General features: G+C 68.6%; 16 protein-coding genes. 7 read left to right on the top strand and 9 right to left on the bottom strand.

Annotated features, from left to right (window positions below; all coding sequences use genetic code 11):
* The first annotated feature begins 104 nt into the window (after positions 1-104).
* The 3 genes from AWQ71_RS37535 to AWQ71_RS37525 all read left to right on the top strand — a co-directional run bounded on the left by AWQ71_RS37535 (position 105) and on the right by AWQ71_RS37525 (position 2633).
* Positions 105-806: a hypothetical protein gene (locus AWQ71_RS37535; RefSeq protein ID WP_157570814.1), complete on the top strand. Its 702-nt coding sequence runs from the start codon at positions 105-107 to the stop codon at positions 804-806.
* A 148-nt stretch (positions 807-954) separates the two neighbouring features.
* Positions 955-1623: a HEAT repeat domain-containing protein gene (locus AWQ71_RS37530; RefSeq protein ID WP_067143463.1), complete on the top strand. Its 669-nt coding sequence runs from the start codon at positions 955-957 to the stop codon at positions 1621-1623.
* Positions 1620-2633 (top strand): MerR family transcriptional regulator, encoded by a 1014-nt coding sequence (locus AWQ71_RS37525; RefSeq protein ID WP_369407238.1) that lies wholly within the window; start codon positions 1620-1622, stop codon positions 2631-2633. The genes AWQ71_RS37530 and AWQ71_RS37525 overlap by 4 nt, the downstream gene beginning before the upstream one ends.
* An 89-nt stretch (positions 2634-2722) precedes the next feature.
* Here the strand turns inward: AWQ71_RS37525 and AWQ71_RS37520 are convergent, their stop codons facing one another.
* Positions 2723-3253, bottom strand: coding sequence for a GNAT family N-acetyltransferase (locus AWQ71_RS37520; protein WP_067143457.1), 531 nt, complete (start codon positions 3251-3253; stop codon positions 2723-2725).
* 482 nt (positions 3254-3735) lie between these two features.
* Here AWQ71_RS37520 and AWQ71_RS42345 point away from each other — a divergent pair, with 482 nt between their 5' ends.
* Positions 3736-3900 carry a hypothetical protein gene (locus tag AWQ71_RS42345; protein WP_174550789.1) on the top strand — a complete coding sequence of 55 codons (165 nt, stop codon included), beginning with the start codon at positions 3736-3738 and terminating at the stop codon, positions 3898-3900.
* 54 nt (positions 3901-3954) lie between these two features.
* On the opposite strand, the gene AWQ71_RS37510 is transcribed toward AWQ71_RS42345, so the two are convergent.
* Positions 3955-4545 carry a TetR/AcrR family transcriptional regulator gene (locus tag AWQ71_RS37510; RefSeq protein WP_067143454.1) on the bottom strand — a complete coding sequence of 197 codons (591 nt, stop codon included), beginning with the start codon at positions 4543-4545 and terminating at the stop codon, positions 3955-3957.
* Positions 4546-4670: 125 nt separating this feature from the next.
* On the opposite strand from AWQ71_RS37510, the gene AWQ71_RS37505 reads away from it, so the two are divergent.
* Positions 4671-5459, top strand: a complete 789-nt coding sequence (locus AWQ71_RS37505; RefSeq protein ID WP_067143451.1) for an SDR family NAD(P)-dependent oxidoreductase — start codon at positions 4671-4673, stop codon at positions 5457-5459.
* A 189-nt stretch (positions 5460-5648) separates the two neighbouring features.
* Here the strand turns inward: AWQ71_RS37505 and AWQ71_RS37500 are convergent, their stop codons facing one another.
* Both AWQ71_RS37500 and AWQ71_RS37495 read right to left on the bottom strand, forming a co-directional pair.
* Complete coding sequence (locus AWQ71_RS37500; protein WP_067143522.1) at positions 5649-6191, bottom strand: GNAT family N-acetyltransferase; 543 nt, start codon at positions 6189-6191, stop codon at positions 5649-5651.
* A gap of 288 nt (positions 6192-6479) precedes the next feature.
* Positions 6480-7211 carry a class I SAM-dependent methyltransferase gene (locus AWQ71_RS37495; RefSeq protein WP_067143449.1) on the bottom strand — a complete coding sequence of 244 codons (732 nt, stop codon included), beginning with the start codon at positions 7209-7211 and terminating at the stop codon, positions 6480-6482.
* A gap of 451 nt (positions 7212-7662) precedes the next feature.
* On the opposite strand from AWQ71_RS37495, the gene AWQ71_RS37490 reads away from it, so the two are divergent.
* Positions 7663-9249, top strand: a complete 1587-nt coding sequence (locus AWQ71_RS37490; RefSeq protein WP_169806723.1) for a serine/threonine-protein kinase — start codon at positions 7663-7665, stop codon at positions 9247-9249.
* Positions 9250-9297: 48 nt separating this feature from the next.
* Here the strand turns inward: AWQ71_RS37490 and AWQ71_RS37485 are convergent, their stop codons facing one another.
* The 5 genes from AWQ71_RS37485 to AWQ71_RS42340 form a co-directional block, all read right to left on the bottom strand.
* Positions 9298-10203 carry a hypothetical protein gene (locus AWQ71_RS37485; RefSeq protein WP_157570813.1) on the bottom strand — a complete coding sequence of 302 codons (906 nt, stop codon included), beginning with the start codon at positions 10201-10203 and terminating at the stop codon, positions 9298-9300.
* Between the two features lie 403 nt (positions 10204-10606).
* Positions 10607-11734, bottom strand: a complete 1128-nt coding sequence (locus AWQ71_RS37480) for a hypothetical protein (protein ID WP_067143438.1) — start codon at positions 11732-11734, stop codon at positions 10607-10609.
* Between the two features lie 114 nt (positions 11735-11848).
* Positions 11849-12361, bottom strand: a complete 513-nt coding sequence (locus AWQ71_RS37475) for an FBP domain-containing protein (protein ID WP_067143435.1) — start codon at positions 12359-12361, stop codon at positions 11849-11851.
* Between the two features lie 305 nt (positions 12362-12666).
* Complete coding sequence (locus tag AWQ71_RS37470; protein WP_067143519.1) at positions 12667-13401, bottom strand: Type 1 glutamine amidotransferase-like domain-containing protein; 735 nt, start codon at positions 13399-13401, stop codon at positions 12667-12669.
* 486 nt (positions 13402-13887) lie between these two features.
* The gene (locus AWQ71_RS42340; RefSeq protein WP_157570812.1) at positions 13888-14331 is read right to left on the bottom strand and encodes a hypothetical protein; all 444 of its coding nucleotides are present in this window, start codon (positions 14329-14331) and stop codon (positions 13888-13890) included.
* Between the two features lie 11 nt (positions 14332-14342).
* Here AWQ71_RS42340 and AWQ71_RS37465 point away from each other — a divergent pair, with 11 nt between their 5' ends.
* Positions 14343-15290 (top strand): CDP-alcohol phosphatidyltransferase family protein, encoded by a 948-nt coding sequence (locus tag AWQ71_RS37465; protein ID WP_067143432.1) that lies wholly within the window; start codon positions 14343-14345, stop codon positions 15288-15290.
* The last annotated feature ends 75 nt before the right edge of the window (positions 15291-15365 follow it).

The raw sequence follows: 15365 nt of genomic DNA, 5'->3' as shown, positions 1-15365 counted from the left end.
AGTGGGGTGCCGCCTCCGGACCGGCGACGTGATGGGGCCCGGCCGCCAAGCTACTGGCATCGGATCCAGACACCCCATCGCCCCAAGGAGGCGAACCGACGATGATGTCGACGGCCCTTATCGAGACCCGTAAGCCCACACTCCGCCTCGGCGCCCTCACGATCATCATCGGCGCACTGATGATCGCAGGCTTCCGGTTCGCCTACGGCGACCTGCCCGCCGCCGACCCGGCCGCCGCGCTGCACTTCATCACCCATCACGCGTTCTACGCCGGCGTCCACCTCGGCACCGTGCTCGGCGTCCTGCTGTGGACCGCCGGCATCCTCAACCTGGCCCGCACGTTCACGCACCCGATCGCCGTCGTGCTCGGCCGCCTCGCACTGGCCGCCGTCCTGGTCGGCGCGGCCGTCTTCATCACCGATTTCACCATCGACGGGGTCACCGGCCAGGACCTCGCCCACGCCTACGCAACCGCCGCACCAGCCGACCAGCCCTACATCGAACGCGTCGCGCAGACCGCCTTCACCATGCTGCGCGGCACCTCCCTCGTCTCGATCGCCATCCTGTGGGCCATCCCGCTGATGCTGCTCGCGCCCGCCCTGCGCCGCGACGGCTACTCGTCCTGGCTGGCCTGGACCGGCCTGCTCGTCGGTGCCACCAGCTTCCTGGCCGCCGTCGCGCTGCTCTTCCAGTCCGAACTCTTCCCGGGTGTCCTGCTGTACGGGCTGCTCGCCTCCATCGTGATGCCCTTGTGGAGCATCGCCCTTGGCCTCACCATGTGGCGCCATGCGCGCACGGTGTCATAGCGACGGCTCGCATGTGATGGGTGGGCGGCGAGCTTCGCCGGACGTCGTCCCTCTTGGCCGATCCGATCGACGTCCGGGGTCACGGCGTGGTCCCGCTTGACCTTGACACGGTGACAAGGTCTTCACTGCAGCCAAGGAGGTGGCCCCGATGACCATGCCGAAAGAGGACACGAACACGATGCGAGCTCTCCAGGGGCTGGAGAGCAGCAGTTCGTCGGAGCGGCTGCAGGCAACGCTGGCGGTCGGCACGACCCCAGACCCGCGATTCATCGACAAGCTCATCGAACGATGCGCGATCGAGCCCGACTTCTACGTGCGCGACATGCTTACGTGGGCACTCACCCGCCACTCGTCATCAATGACGGTCCCGAAGCTCATCGATGAACTCCGCTCGGCGCGTGCGCAGGCACGAAGCCAGGCGTTGCACACGCTGTCCAAGATCGGGGATCGGCAGGCGTGGCCGGCGATCACACAGGCGCTTCTGACCGACGCCGACGACGAGGTCGCACGGAGCGCCTGGCGCACCGCGGTCGCACTCGTGCCCGAAGGTGCAGAACCCGAGTTGGCCGGAGTGTTGGCGACACAGCTCGGGCGCGGCGAGCGTGAGACGCAGTTGAGCCTCAGCCGGGCGCTGGTCGCGCTCGGTACGGTGATCCTGCCGACCCTGCGCGCCGCGATGACGGATCCCGCCCCTCGCGTGCGTCAGCACGCGATCGCCACGGAACGGCTGTTGCGCGACCCGGATGCCGGATTCGAGTTCGCGATCGAGGAGGCGAAGCGCATCGTCGCCCTCGGCACGACCAGCAAGGAGGGGTGAACGCAGTGTTGATCGGTGATGTGGCACGACGGTCCGGGGTCAGCGCCCGCATGCTCAGGCATTACGAGTCGCTCGGCCTGGTGCGGCCGACGGGGCGTACCGAGGCGGGCTATCGAGAGTACGCCAGCGAGGACATCCGGCGAATCTTCCATATCGAGAGCCTGCGGTCATTGGGGCTGTCGCTGCGTGAAGTCGGGCGCGCGCTGGATGATCCCGGCTTCACGCCCTCGGAGCTCATCGACGACCTCATCCGCCAGACGCGAAAACGCATCGCGAGTGAGACGGAGCTGCTCACCCGACTCCGTCGAATCGGTGCCGCGGAACCCTCCGACTGGGAGGACGTCCTCCAGACCGTTGCACTGCTCCAGGCCTTGGGGTCGGAAAGCGCTGGGAAGCGCCAGCGTGCGGCCCTGTCCTCAGTCGAAGAGGTTCCGGTGCCAGTGGAAGCTCTGGTCGAGGCAGCGTTGAGCGAGACGGACCCGAACGTCGCCGGAGCCCTTCGATGGGCTCTGGCGCAATCGGGCGACGGCGGATTGGTCCTGCTGGCGGAGGGCCTCGGCTCACCGGTAGCCGCGGTGCGGAAACGTGCCGTCCAGGCCGTCGCCGAGATTCCGAACGGTGAGGCGACCGCGCTGCTGCAGCACGCCCTCACGAACGCCGACATCGTGGTCCGCAGGTGTGCGGCTCTGGCGCTCGGGGCACGTGGAGTAGCCGACGCGGTCCCGACGCTCATCGACATGATCGTCGAGGGGACGAACGACGCCGATGCGGCCGATGCGCTGAGCGCGCTGGCGAGTGATCCCGCGTTGGCGGAGCAGATCGCCACCAGGCTCGTTGACTGCCTCACCCACCGCACCGTTGAATCGTCTGCACGTCGACGGCTGACACAGGCGCTCGCGGATATCCCGGGAACCACGACGTCGCGTGCCCTCGCAGATCTGTCACATGACGACGACCGTGCCGTCGCGCTTACTGCGACGTACATTCTCAAGCTTCGCAACGCACGATAAGGAGCGCGGCCAGGCCGTCATCGGGCTGGGCGTCCGGCTGGAGCGCGCCGACGATGCGCGGCCCAGCGGGTACCGTGCGCCCGCGTCGGCTAGCGGTTCAGGGCCTTGCGGTAGCGCAACTTCTTGATCGGCAGGGCGTCACTGCGGTCAACGACGATCGCGCCGTCGTGGTGCCAGCCGTTTCGCTCATAGAAGGAGCGTGCTCGCGTATTCCCTTCCAGGACCCACAGGGTTGCCTCGGCATATCCAGCCGATGCCATCGCGTCGAGGACAGTGGTGATCAGCGCTCTACCCACACCGGTGCCCCAGACATCGGGGAGAGTGTAGATCGAACCGATCATGCCCACCTGTACGGGGTCGTCTTCGTCCTCGTCGTCGGTGGGATAGAAGCGCGAGTATCCAACAACGCGGTCCGCCTGTTCGGCGATCAACGTGCCTGCCCGTGCGCCCCCGAAGTGGCTCAGCAAGCCTTCCCACGTCTTCGCCAGCGCCTCATGGTCGAGAGCATCCAGATAGTCGTCCGATAGAAGCCCGCGGAAGGCCGCACGCCATGATGCCCTCTGGACCCTGGCCAGAGTCGGGGCATCCTGCTGCGTGGCGAGTCTGATTCGATGCGTCACGTGATCTTCTCCGGTGGCGTCGTCATTCCGCGTGCTCGCAGACGCTAGCCACGACCGGGGGCGGACGCAAAGCGATAATTCATCTCGCTCGGCGGCATGCGATCGCAGCTTTGGGAGCTGCCACCGCTGGGCGGTGCGCAGGAGGGCGCTTCAAGCCGGCTCCCGCCCACCGCCCCGGCGGCTGTTCAGCCGGCGACGCGCCTGGCGTCGGCGTTGTCGGTCAGGGCGTTGAGGACACCGGGGAGATCGGCCACGGTCTGGGCGGGCAGGCCGGTCACGGTTTCCTCCGCCAGGACGCACCACAGCTGCTTGACCTGGTCGGTCAGCGCCTTGCCGCTGTCGGTGAGCTCAACGATGCTGGCGCGCCTGTCGGACGGGGAGGGTGCGCAGCAGCGCCGCGGAACGGGCCCGATGGCGCAAGCTCAGCCGGAGGATGGCCTGGTTGATGGTCCAATCAGGTCGGTGGGTCGATCGGCCTGGCGGTGCTCGCGACAGTCGCCGGTGCCACAGCCGCGGCGCAGGCCGGCGGCAGCTCCCCGGTCGCCGCCCTGGCCGCCGGCTATGACCGGGTCTTCCTCATCGCGGCCGGGCTGAGCCTGGTCATCGCGGTGGCCAGCGCGCTGCTGCCACGGCACCAGCGGAACTGACCACCGCCTGTCATCCGCCGTCCATCGCCGACGGCCCGGTGCTGACGGCGGTCATCATGTGCTCCGCAGGCCGGAAGAGCCGGACCCGACGCCATGGAGGAGCGTGTCGACGACGCGCGTGGCGAGCGCGTCGGTGCCGTCGACGCCCTCGGCTCCGCCCCGCGTCGCCTCGTGGATGAGCCCGTAGTAGGCACGGCGCGCCCAGTCCAGGTCGACGTCGGCACGGAGCAGCCCCGCGTCGCGGGCCCGCGTCAGCAGCCGCTCGCACCCGTCGCGTACCTCGGCGTGGATGCGTTCCACCTCCGGATCGGACGACGGACGGCTCATCGCGAACTCCCATCCGATCTTGACCTGCAGGACGTTCGCGGTGACCTGGTAGAGCGCGACCAGCGGTGGCGTGGTGTCGGGGCGGGCCGCCAGCACGGCGGCGTGGAACTGCTGGGCCGCCCATCGGGTCATCGCGTCCACCAGCGCCTCGCGGCTGGCGAAGCGGCGGTGGACCGTGGTCCTGGCGACGCCGGCCGCCTCCGCGATCTCCTCCATCGAGGCCGCCGGGTTCTTGCTGAGCGTGCGCTCAGCGGCCTCAAGGATCGCCTGTGCGGTCCGTTGTGCGTCCGCGCGGAGCGGGCGGTCCTGCAGTTCCACGTGCGTCCCCCTTTCTCACGAAACAGTAACGCGGAATGGCAACTGAGCGACAACTTGCGTCATTTCTGTTGCAAGTAGTACGTTCATCGCATCTTCAGTGACGCCATTTGGAGAGGACGATCTTCATGGACATGCAGTTGAACGGCAAGACCGCCGTGGTGACGGGCGCGAGCAGGGGCGTGGGGCTCGCCGTCGTGAAGGCGCTGGCCGACGAGGGCATGCGGGTCGTGGCCGGAGCGCGAACCATCTCCCCCGAGCTGGACGCGACCGGCGCGATCACCATGCCGGTGGACCTGTCCGTACCCGACGGGCCAGCCGGGCTGATCGAGCGGGCGCTGGCGGAGGTGGGCGACATCGACGTGCTTGTCAACAACGTTGGAGGAGGCGACGGCGGCGATGGGCAGATGGGCGGCTTCCTGGGCTTCGGAGAGGAGCACTGGCAGCAGGCCTGGGACCTCAACTTCCTGAGCGCGGTACGCGCGACCCGGGCGGCCATACCCAGCCTCCTCCGCCGCCGCGGAAGCGTGATCAACATCTCCTCGAACAGCGCGCGCACGCCGCACGCGGGACCGATCCCCTACACGACGGCCAAGGCGGCCCTGACGGCGTTCGGGAAGGCACTGGCCGAGGAGTTCGGCCGGCAGGGCGTGCGGGTCAACACGATTTCCCCCGGCCCCGTCCGCACATCGCTGTGGGAGAGCGAGAACGGGTACGGCGCGGCGCTCGCCGCGTCGATGGGCATGGAACTGGACCAGCTGATCGAGCAGCTACCCGGGTGGATGGGCATGGCGACGGGCCGGCTGATCGAGCCCGGGGAGGTGGCGGCGCTGGTCACCTATCTCGCGTCCCCCAACGCGGCCAGCATCGTCGGGGCGGACCACCTCATCGACGGAGGCGCCGTCAAGACCGTGTGAATCCCCGGACCAGCGCACCGCCCGGAATCGCCCACCAAACACGTGGTCTATCCCTGTCAACTACTCACGCGTCGCGGCGTCGCATCAGCACGGCGCCCGAGATCACGGCGACCGCCACCCAGGCGGGGTAGACCGCGAACCCGCTCCACGGGCCCACGGCCGTCACGAAGGCGGCGCATCCCCACGTGGTCAGAGCTCAAGCACCATCAGGATCTCGTCGCGATCGTCACCAGGCTTGAGCCGGAGCGCACCCGGCCACCGGCCGATCTCTTTCCAGCCCAGCCGCCCATAGAAGTCTTCGAGCCCTACGCCACCCCGGGCGGCGAGGTGGAGCTGTTCGAGCCCCATCTCGTCGCACGCGAGGCGGCGCAGGCGGTGCATCAACGCGGCCCCGATGCCCCTGCCACGGAAACCGGTATGCGTCTGGACGTGATGGACCGTGCCCCAATGAGCGATCAACGGGTTGGCGTCGCGACGCACGTTCAGCCACCCGGCGAGCGTCCCGTCGACGCAGGCCAGGAGCAATCGACTCCGTTGGGGAGCGAGGCCGGCGATGATCTGGTCGGCGACCACAGCCACCTGATCGAAATCGACGGGCGGGAAGGGAAAACCGGCCGCGCCTCCGGCGTTGGTCACCGCGACCCAGCACTCGATCAACTCCCGTCGCAGGTCGGGTGACAGCTCCTCACGGCTGGTGATCTGCAGGAACTCCGGAGTCTCCTCATGGATCATCGCCACAGCCCGGCAGACGCCTCGGACAAAACTCGAAGAACCGCCTCCGGCCGCTGGCCGATCACCCGCGCGCAGTCGCACCCGGCCGGCGATCGGCTAGGCGGCGGAACGGTCCGCGATCGGGCGCCGGCGACGAACGGCGTCGGCCAGCACCGGCGGACGCCCGGCGGGAAGTTCACGGACGTGGCCCGTCGCTCGCAGGATCCGCAGATCATCAGCCATTCCCTCGCGAAAAAAGCGATGCCGGCGATCGATCCGGAGGACGGGCGCACGGTCAACGACTACCCGTCACTCGCCCGTGGGACGGCGAAACACCGCGGTCAGCAGGAAAGAAGCGCCGAAGACGGGGGCGTCGGCCGGCTGCTCCTCCATCCGGCGGATCTCGACCTCGGTGTAGTCGGAAAAGATCCAGCGCACCTCGTCCGGCGTGTACGCGAGGCCGCCGTGCAGATGAGCGTCACGGTAGAACTCTTCGTCGGGCTGTTCGGAACCCATGGCCCCGGCCGCGAAGCAGGTGAGACCGAGATGCCCGCCGGGGACCAGCAGCCGGTCCACCAGAGCCAGGTAGCTCACCCTGCGGTGCGGTGGCAGGTGGTGCAGACAGCCGGAGTCGTACACCAGGTCGTATCCGCCGGGTGTCAGGTCGGCGGTGAAGGCGTCGCCGCACTGGAAGCGGATCTCGGCGCCCGCCTCCCCGGCGCGCTCCTCGGCCCAGGCCACGGCCGTCGGTGAGAGGTCGATGGCGTCGACCTCGAAGCCCATCGAGGCAAGGTAGATGGCGTTGCGGCCGGGTCCGCACCCGAGATCCAGCACTCGCCCCGGTTTGAGCAGCCCACGCTCGATGGAGGACACCAGGCTCTCGTCCGGCTTGCTCACGAAGAAGGGGATCGGCTTCCCGCGATCGGCGTAGAAGTCGTCCCACCAGGACGACGCGTTCCCCGTCCACCGGTCCGCGCCGGGTGCGAACAGCCGGTCGAGCAGATCCAGGACGTCGTCGATCGTGCGCATGGTTCGGTTCACTCGGTCTCCCTCAAGCGATGATCCGCCGTGCGGTGTGGCGTTTCTGATCATATTGGCGAGGAGACCACATAAGCGCTGGTCAGAGGCCATTTACCGACCCTCCGGAGATCGCGGAGAGGGCCGTGGAGAGGCGCGCCGACATCCCGGGACCACCCCCCTCCGGGCACCGGCCCTCGCTCGGCAGCCCCTCACTCAGAGGTGGCCGCGGACATCTCAGCATCGCTTCCGGACCCGCTTTCCCGGCACGCGAATGTGTCCTTGCTCACAATCGCGAAGCGGCCTGGGCCGTCCGTCCGCCGCCTCGCTCATCGCCGTACGACTCGCCGTACGACTCGTCGCCGACGCCCTTGCGGGCAGGACGGCTCTTCTTATGGATCGCCCCGGTAGACGACCATGGTGGGCCGGGTCGCGCATCGCTAGGGTGAGGGGATCACCGCGCATGGAGGAGCCGATGCCCGCTGGCCCGCTGGAGCCGGGAGACCCGCGCGTGCTGGGGGATTTCGAGGTCGTCGGGCGGCTGGGCGAGGGCGGGCAGGGGATCGTCTACGAAGGCTGGAGCCGCTCCGGAGAGCGGGTGGCGATCAAAGTGCTTCGCAGCAGCGCGGACCCCGCCTCGCGCCGCCGGTTGGCCAAAGAACTGCAGTCAGCGCTGCGGGTACCTCCCTTCTGCACGGCCCGGGTGCTGGCGGCGGAGACCGACGGGGCATCCCCTTACGTCGTGAGCGAGTTCATCGCAGGCCCCTCACTGCAGGATCGGCTGCGTGACCAAGGTCCTCTGCGCGGGGGCGACCTCGACCGCCTGGTGATCGCCACGGCTACCGCGCTCACCGCCATCCACAGCGTGCGAGTCGTCCATCGGGATTTCAAACCGGCCAACGTACTCCTCGGCCCGGACGGCCCGCGGGTGGTCGATTTCGGCATCGCCCAGTTGCTCGACGCGAGCACGATGCCGTCGGCGCTGTCCGGAACCCCGCCCTACATGGCTCCCGAGCAGCTCAAGGGCGTGCACGGATCGCCCGCGGCGGACGTGTTCTCCTGGGCCGCGACCATGGTCTACGCCGCCACGGGGCGGGCGCCGTTCGGCAACGACACCGTCGCCGCGGTCTTCGGCCGGATCCTCAATGAGGAGCCCGACCTCACGGACGTTCCGTCGCCGCTGCGGGAGACCCTGGCCGTCTGCCTGGCCAAGGATCCCGAGGTACGCCCCTCCGCCCGAGCGCTCATGATCCGCCTGGTCGACCCCGAAGCCTCGACCGTCACGGTCCCCGATGTCGGGCCGGTGCCGACCGCCTACCTTCCCGCCGACTGGGGCGGCGCGGCGGAGCAGGTTCCGGTCGCGACCGGTCCCGCGCCGACCAGACCGCTTCCCATCGATCCGTCCGAACCCCAGAGTCCGCCCGGCCCCGCCTCCACCCGCCCACTTGGCGGTTCCGATACGGCGCCCCGGCGGGCACGTGCCGTATTGATCGCGGTCACCGGCATCACCGCGGCGCTCGCGGCGGCGGTGGTGCTGTACGCCACGGGGACGATCGGCGGCTCCTCCGGCGGCGGCGCGGCGCGACCGGGGACCCGCACCGACACCGGCACCAGCACCAGCACAGACACGGTCACCAGCACCGGAAGCGGCACCGATACCGCCACCGGCGCCGGCAGCGACGGTGACTCCGGGGGGCGACCGGCGTCCACCGCGTCGTCGACGCCGCCCTCGGCCCAGACGGGAGGCGGAGTCCCGGAGGCGTTCGCCGGAACGTGGACGGGCCAGGTCGTCTCGCAGGACAACCGGCAGGAGACCGCCGACGTCACGCTCACCCTGCCCCGTGACCAGCCGACGGGGACGTGGCGGGACGGCACATGCGAGCAGCAGGTCACGGTGACCCGGGTCAGGGCCGGGAACGTCCTCGACCTGACCCGCGCACAGCGGGATCAGTGTGTGGGCGGGGACATGACCCTCACGCTGCGGGACCCGGCGACGCTGGACTTCGTGGGCCAGGAGGGTGCCGGCGGGCTTGAATATCGCGGGAGCCTGCGCCGGTCCTGACGCGGACCGGCTCAGGCCCATGACCTGCGAGCGAACGCCGGGCGACGCTCAACCCGCCCGCGTGATCTGGAACGAGTAGGGCCCGGTCTTCGCCGTACCCGATCTGACCACGATCGCGTACCGGCCGTCCCCGTTGGAGAGCGGGATGTCGAACTCGTATCCACAGAGGGGGAAGGGCTGCCGCGGGCTGGCGATGTTCTTCTCCGCGGCATCGGTGAGCTCCAGCTCGATGGCCGTGCACGCCCCGGCCCCGCCGAGGATCTTGATGGCCGACGCGCCGTCCGCGTCGAACTCGAAGCGGTCGATGCGTCCCGGGACGTCCAGCCGCCCCGCGCCCGCCGGACTGCCCTCGCCGATATTCAGGCCGATCGTCGCCGGGAACGTGCGGATCTTCACCGTCGCGATCCGGAAGCTGTACGGCCCGACGACGTTCGTGTTCCCGAAGATCTCCAGCCGGTGTTTGCCCGCCTTGGTCAACTTCACGGCCGCCGTGCCCGCGCTGAGCGCGACGCCGGCCGGGCTGACCGGCTGGCCGTCGACCTCGGAGTACACCTGGAACTGGATGTCGTCGCCCGCCATGTCGGTGACGTAGAACTCCCTGGCGTCACCCAGGTCCAGGGGGAACTTGTCCCGCTGCCCGGCCCTGGAGAGCTCGGCCGCGACGGTGCTGCCGTCGGCGAGGGCCCCACCCGGCTGCACAGCCGTCTGGGCCTGAGCCGGATCGGCCGTCTCGGTCGTGGTCGTGGCCGGTTCGCTGCTCTCCGCGGGCTGGGCGGTCTCGGCGGTCGGGGTGGTCTCGGCGGTGGCCACGCTGGTCACACGTTCCGGAACGGACTGGTCGTTCCGAGGCGTGGCGGCGCCGGCACCGCATCCGGTGACGGCCAGGAGCACGAGGGTCGCACCGGCGGCGAGCCGGAGTGGCACGCTGAGGCGCCCGCTGGGAGGAACGTTCATGGCAGCCATTGTGCGGAAGCCCGCTTGCAGCCTGCTTGCCTCATTGACGAATTCGGCCGGAAATCCGGTCCCGGTCAGCCATAGCGGTTGAGGAGTTCCTGAAGGTGGTCCTCCAATTGGGCGGCGAGCATCATGAAGGGATGCCGTCGTAAAGCAACGCCATATTGGACCTAAAGCACGGATACCTATCGTCGGCTTCACAGGCTCAACAAGATCAGCCCGTAGGAGTATTCGCGCGTTCAAAACTCATGGCCAAGGCCGCGGCAGCACTGGCCCTGCCGGCGCAACATGGGCCGGCTCAAGCCCTACAAGATGGTCAGCAAGCCCAAGGGGTGCGGATTGGCTGAGAGCTGCCCAGGGTCTGACCCTTCATCGGCGGCAGGCTCGTCGAACGTCCCGACGATCACGTACTTCTCAGGTCTTGACGATCGCTCCGAAGCTTCCGGACAAGGTCGTCGGAGCCCAGGCCTCCGAAGGAGGGATATCCCTGCAGCGGGGGCGTCCCCCACCCGCCGGCGATCTCTCCCAACAGCGTTCGCATCGTCGCAGCGAGCGCTGGAAACTCCTCAAGCGTGCTCGCCATCGCCCAGCGATGCTCCAGCAGTTGCCTTCTCGTGGGAACCGGCCGGCGAGTGGGGTGAAGCGGCCCGTCCTCCAGGGTGCGCGGCAGCAGCGCCACCGTCGCGTCGACCGTCCAGACCGCGACCGCGCGCCGCACCCCGGCCTGCCACACCGCGTCGTCAGCCAGTTCCGGGTACGCGTTCACGACCTCCGCGCGGAAGGCATGCTCGATTTCCTCCGCCAACCCGGTCGGCAGTCTGTAGACGCACCAGCAGGTGGAGAACGGCATGCGGCAGTACGCGGCCGTCAGAAAGACCGACTGAAAGCAGGCGAACTCGAAGTCAATAAGCCGGAGGCCGTCCGGAGTCAGCAGGTTGTTGTCCGGGCAGGTGTCGCCCGGAGTGAACGCCGGACATTCCGCGCCGACCGTCCCGATCTCCGCCAGTTCCCCGGCCAGTCCCTCCGGCACTGTGATCAAGGTCTGGCCGAGTAGGTCGAGCAACCCGGCCGAGTTCTGTTCTATCCATGGTTCGTCCTCCCAGGACGGCACGCCCTTGTCATATCGGGCCCGCAGTCGCGCGAGATCCGCCCTTTTCGGCACCGATCCGGCGGCCAGCCGGCCAAGTCCGCGCGCCCAGGCCAGCAGGCCCGCTGCCGCGGCTTCCGGATCGTCCCCGAGCAACAGGTCCGCCAGCGTCGGCGCGTCCCCGAGATCCTCCATCACCAACAGCGGCACCGCGGTGTCCACCGCGAACAGCTCGGGACCGGCCATTCGCAGCGAGAGCCCGGCCGCCTCGGACGCGAAGGAGCGCAGCCCCTCCGGCTCGCCCGAGAACGCCTTGACGATCACACTGCCTCTGGAGGCCGTATGGCAGCGCACCACGGTGCTGCGCCGGCTACCGCCGAGATCGATCGGATCCGACAGTTCGGTGCCCAACAGGTCAGCCGCCGCACGCAGGATCGAATCCATCCGGGCATCCTGTCACCGCGACGTACGGCACAGCACCTGCTTATCCGTCACCGGGGTGCGTTCGCCGCACACCGCTCAGGCGGAAAGGGCGCAAGGCCGTCTGACGAGCAGAGCTCAGGTCGCGATGCTGGGGGTGCCGTCGAAGACCTTGTCCAGGAAGGCCGACAGGTTGCCGACGGCGCGGACGACCCGCTCCTCGACCGTGAGCGTCTCGTACGTGTCCAGGTCCGCCCGCTTCTTGCCGCGTACGTACAGGGAGCAGGCGAGGTCCGCGCAGATGTACGTGCCGACGGTGTTGCCCTGGCGGCCCGCCGCGCCGACCCTGGGCGCGGTGAACAGGGCGACACCGGTGCCGGAGTGTGCGGTCAGGCAGATGGAGCAGATCGTGCTCTTGGCGATGCTCCTGCGGACGTCCTGGGCGAGGCGCAATGTCACGCCGACGAGCCCGCCGTCCCGCTCGGCGACGATGTAGCCGCGCTCAGGCGCTCCGGGGTCGCACCAGCCGAGGAAGTCGAGATCGTCCCAGGGGAGATCCGACAGCCCTCTGGGCAGGTTGGCCCGGCGGGCGTCACCTTTGGAACAGTTCACGAAGGATCCGCGGATCTCTTTGTCACTGATGGGCTGCATGTCACGACTCCCCGTCGAAGCGGACGCCGTGCGGCGGCGGGCCCGGCATTCCGCCGGACCACCCTCAGGCCATGCGCGGCCACACGGAACTTGCGATGTCTTATAGGTTGCAGCCTAGGAGTCCTAGGCATGACGGGGCAAACGAATTTCCCGGACCCCGATTGAGGGAGGACCGACGGATCCAAGGGACCGCGAACCTGCGCCGTTCCGGCCCTCGGACGACGGGCACGTCGGTCTGGCCGCGCCCAATCGGCACGCGGACTACCCGTGCCCCGCCCACTGACGTCGGAGGCGACGGATTTAGGTCAGGAGATCCAGTAACGGGCGGGAAGGGCCTTCTCGCGGTAGTGCCCTGCCCCGTCCGGCTCGACGAACCATGCGCTCCGGTCGGGAAGCACGCCGAGCACGTCGTGGAGCCGGGTGCCCACATAGTGCAGAGCGACGCCGTCCTCGGTCGCGTGGCCCGGCGGGAGTTCGCCGCGGCCGACGAGTTCGCGGTAACGGGTGCGCCTCGGCTGCTCGTCGAGGTCGTCATGGACTCCGTTGCTGAACGGCAGGAAGCCCAGCCCGTCGTCCACACGGTCGAGATCATCGCCGAAGGAATCGGTGACCCCGCCGAGATGCCAGCACAGACTCCCCGCGCTCTGCCCGGCCAGCACCACCCCGGCTTCCCAGCACTCCCGCAAGATCTCATCCAGCCGGTGCGCGCGCCACACGGCCAGCAGATTCACCACGCTTCCGCCGGATACGAAGATCACATCTTGGGCGAGCAGGTGAGCGCGGACGTCGTCCACATTCGGCCGGACGAACAATTGCAGATGTGACAGATCAGCGTCTCCCGCCGAGGCGGCGCGCTGATGCCACCGGTCGATGTACTCCCTGGAGTCACCGACCGCCGTGGCGATGAGACACACCCGCGGCCGACGCACATCGGCAAGCCGCATCGCCTGCCAGATCTGCGAACCGATCCGCTCCGGCGGGAGGCCGTCAGGCGGATACAAGACTCCCGAGCACGCCAGAATCTGCCGATCTTTCGCCACCTCCACATGGTCGTGTCGGCGGAGGGCTCGCGCAAGCGATCATGGCTCCGGAGCTGAGCGAGCTGCCCGCGGCGGACCCGGTCCGCGAGCCCCGCGTGAATGCGAATCGGCCTTCCGGCGGAGTACAGGGTGTAGCACTCCACAGAAGGGACCCCTGCGGATGGCCGCTCCCCTGACGCGTCGGCGAAATCCGGCGACGCCGCGCGCACCCGAATCCGCGCGGCGACCCGGCACGCAGCGGTCTCCGCTCAGGGACGGCCGACCCCATGGATGGACGCCCCGCGAGCATGACCATGCCGAGATAGCCCGTCACCTCACCCCGCCCCACAACGCATCACGACTTTTCGCACCATTTCGGGGATTTCCAGATTCTTTCCGAGGCGGGCGCGACAATCGACGCATCTGTACGCCCGAAAAGCGAGACGTTCACCGGAAACGTCGTGCGGGCGACGAAATTCCGTGAGCTAATGAATGGATGGCGAAGAGTCAGATGAAACGCCATCCAAGAGACCGAGTTGGATGCTTGCGATGAATTTTCAGCAAATAGCGGCATTGTTCGGAGGCGACGACGATCCCCACCTGGGTGACGACGTTCACGCGCTCCACCAGGACGAACAACTGGACGACACGGACTACCTGGACGATTTGGACGACGATTTCTGACATTTCCCAATTCATCCAGGACCGCGACCGACCGACAGTGGCACCGACGACATCCCCTGGGCACGCCTCGACTCGCCGGTCAGCAATCGCGGTCGACAGAACGCACCATCCCTGCACGCACCATCCCCCTGCACGCACCATCCCCCTGCACGCACCATGATCCCTCATCGCACCAAAACGAGACTTGACCGAATTCATCGGCATTTCATCGTTCCGGAGCCGCGGCCGGTCCCTGCCGGAGCGGTTCTGGCCGAGGGAACAGATCACGAGGTTTCCCTATGAAGTTCACATTGGACGACGTACGGTCACAGACCTACAAGGCACGGGACGCGTGGTGGACCGTGTTCCTGGTGGACCCCCTCGCGGGCCGCCTGGTGGTCGGGACCGCGAACCGTACCTCGATCACCCCCAACCAGATCACCTGGGGCGCCTTCCTGCTCGGCCTGGGATCGGCCGGCTGCTTCCTGGCGGCGGACCGGCCATGGCTGCTCGCCGGAGCCGTGCTGTACCACCTGAGCTTCGTGCTCGACTGCATGGACGGCAAGATCGCCCGCCTCAAGGGCACGGGAACCGTGCTGGGCGGCTGGCTCGACTACGTCTTCGACCGCATCCGCGTGCTCGTCTGCGCCATCGCCCTCATGTGGGGGCAGTACCAGGCGACCGGCGAGGACCTCTACCTGCTCCTCGGCATCGGGGTCGTCTTCCTCGACATGCTGCGCTACGTCGACGCGCTCCAGATCGCGAAGGTCCGGCGGCAGATGCGCCGCACCCTCAAGAAGGCGTACGACGACTCCGCCTCGGCCGGCGGATCGCCTGCCCTGCCCCAGCGGCTGCTCCATGACGACTCCGACCTGGACGCGGCTCTGGATCTCGACCGCGATTCCGACCTGGACGCCGACGAGATCAGGCTCCGCACGCTGGACGTCGTCGACCTGCAGGAAGAGTTCCGCACCCGGTTCTCCTGGTACATCGGCGTCCGGGAATGGCTGCGCGACCATCGGGTGCGGACCCACCTGATCAGCGGCATCGAGTTCCAGATGGCGGTGTTCATCATCGGCCCGCTGCTCGGGCTCATCGTCCCGGTCACCGTCGGCGCGGCGGCCCTCCTGCTCGTCTTCGAGGCCGCGATCATGTACAAGCTCTGGCTGTCGTCCCGCGACCTGGGACGGGCGCTCAGAGAGATCAAGAACGCGTCCGCGCAGGTGCAGGCCCCGGCCGGAAACTGACCCCCGCGGCAGCCCTCCCGCCTCCGGCGGCTCCGCCTCGGCGCCCTCGAATCCTCGTCACGGTGACGCGGACAG

It is taken from the genome of Microtetraspora malaysiensis (assembly GCF_001528665.1).
GTDB classification, from domain to species: domain Bacteria; phylum Actinomycetota; class Actinomycetes; order Streptosporangiales; family Streptosporangiaceae; genus Microtetraspora_A; species Microtetraspora_A malaysiensis.
The sequence above is the reverse complement of the archived record's forward strand: the minus strand, read 5'-3'. Positions and strand labels throughout refer to the sequence as shown.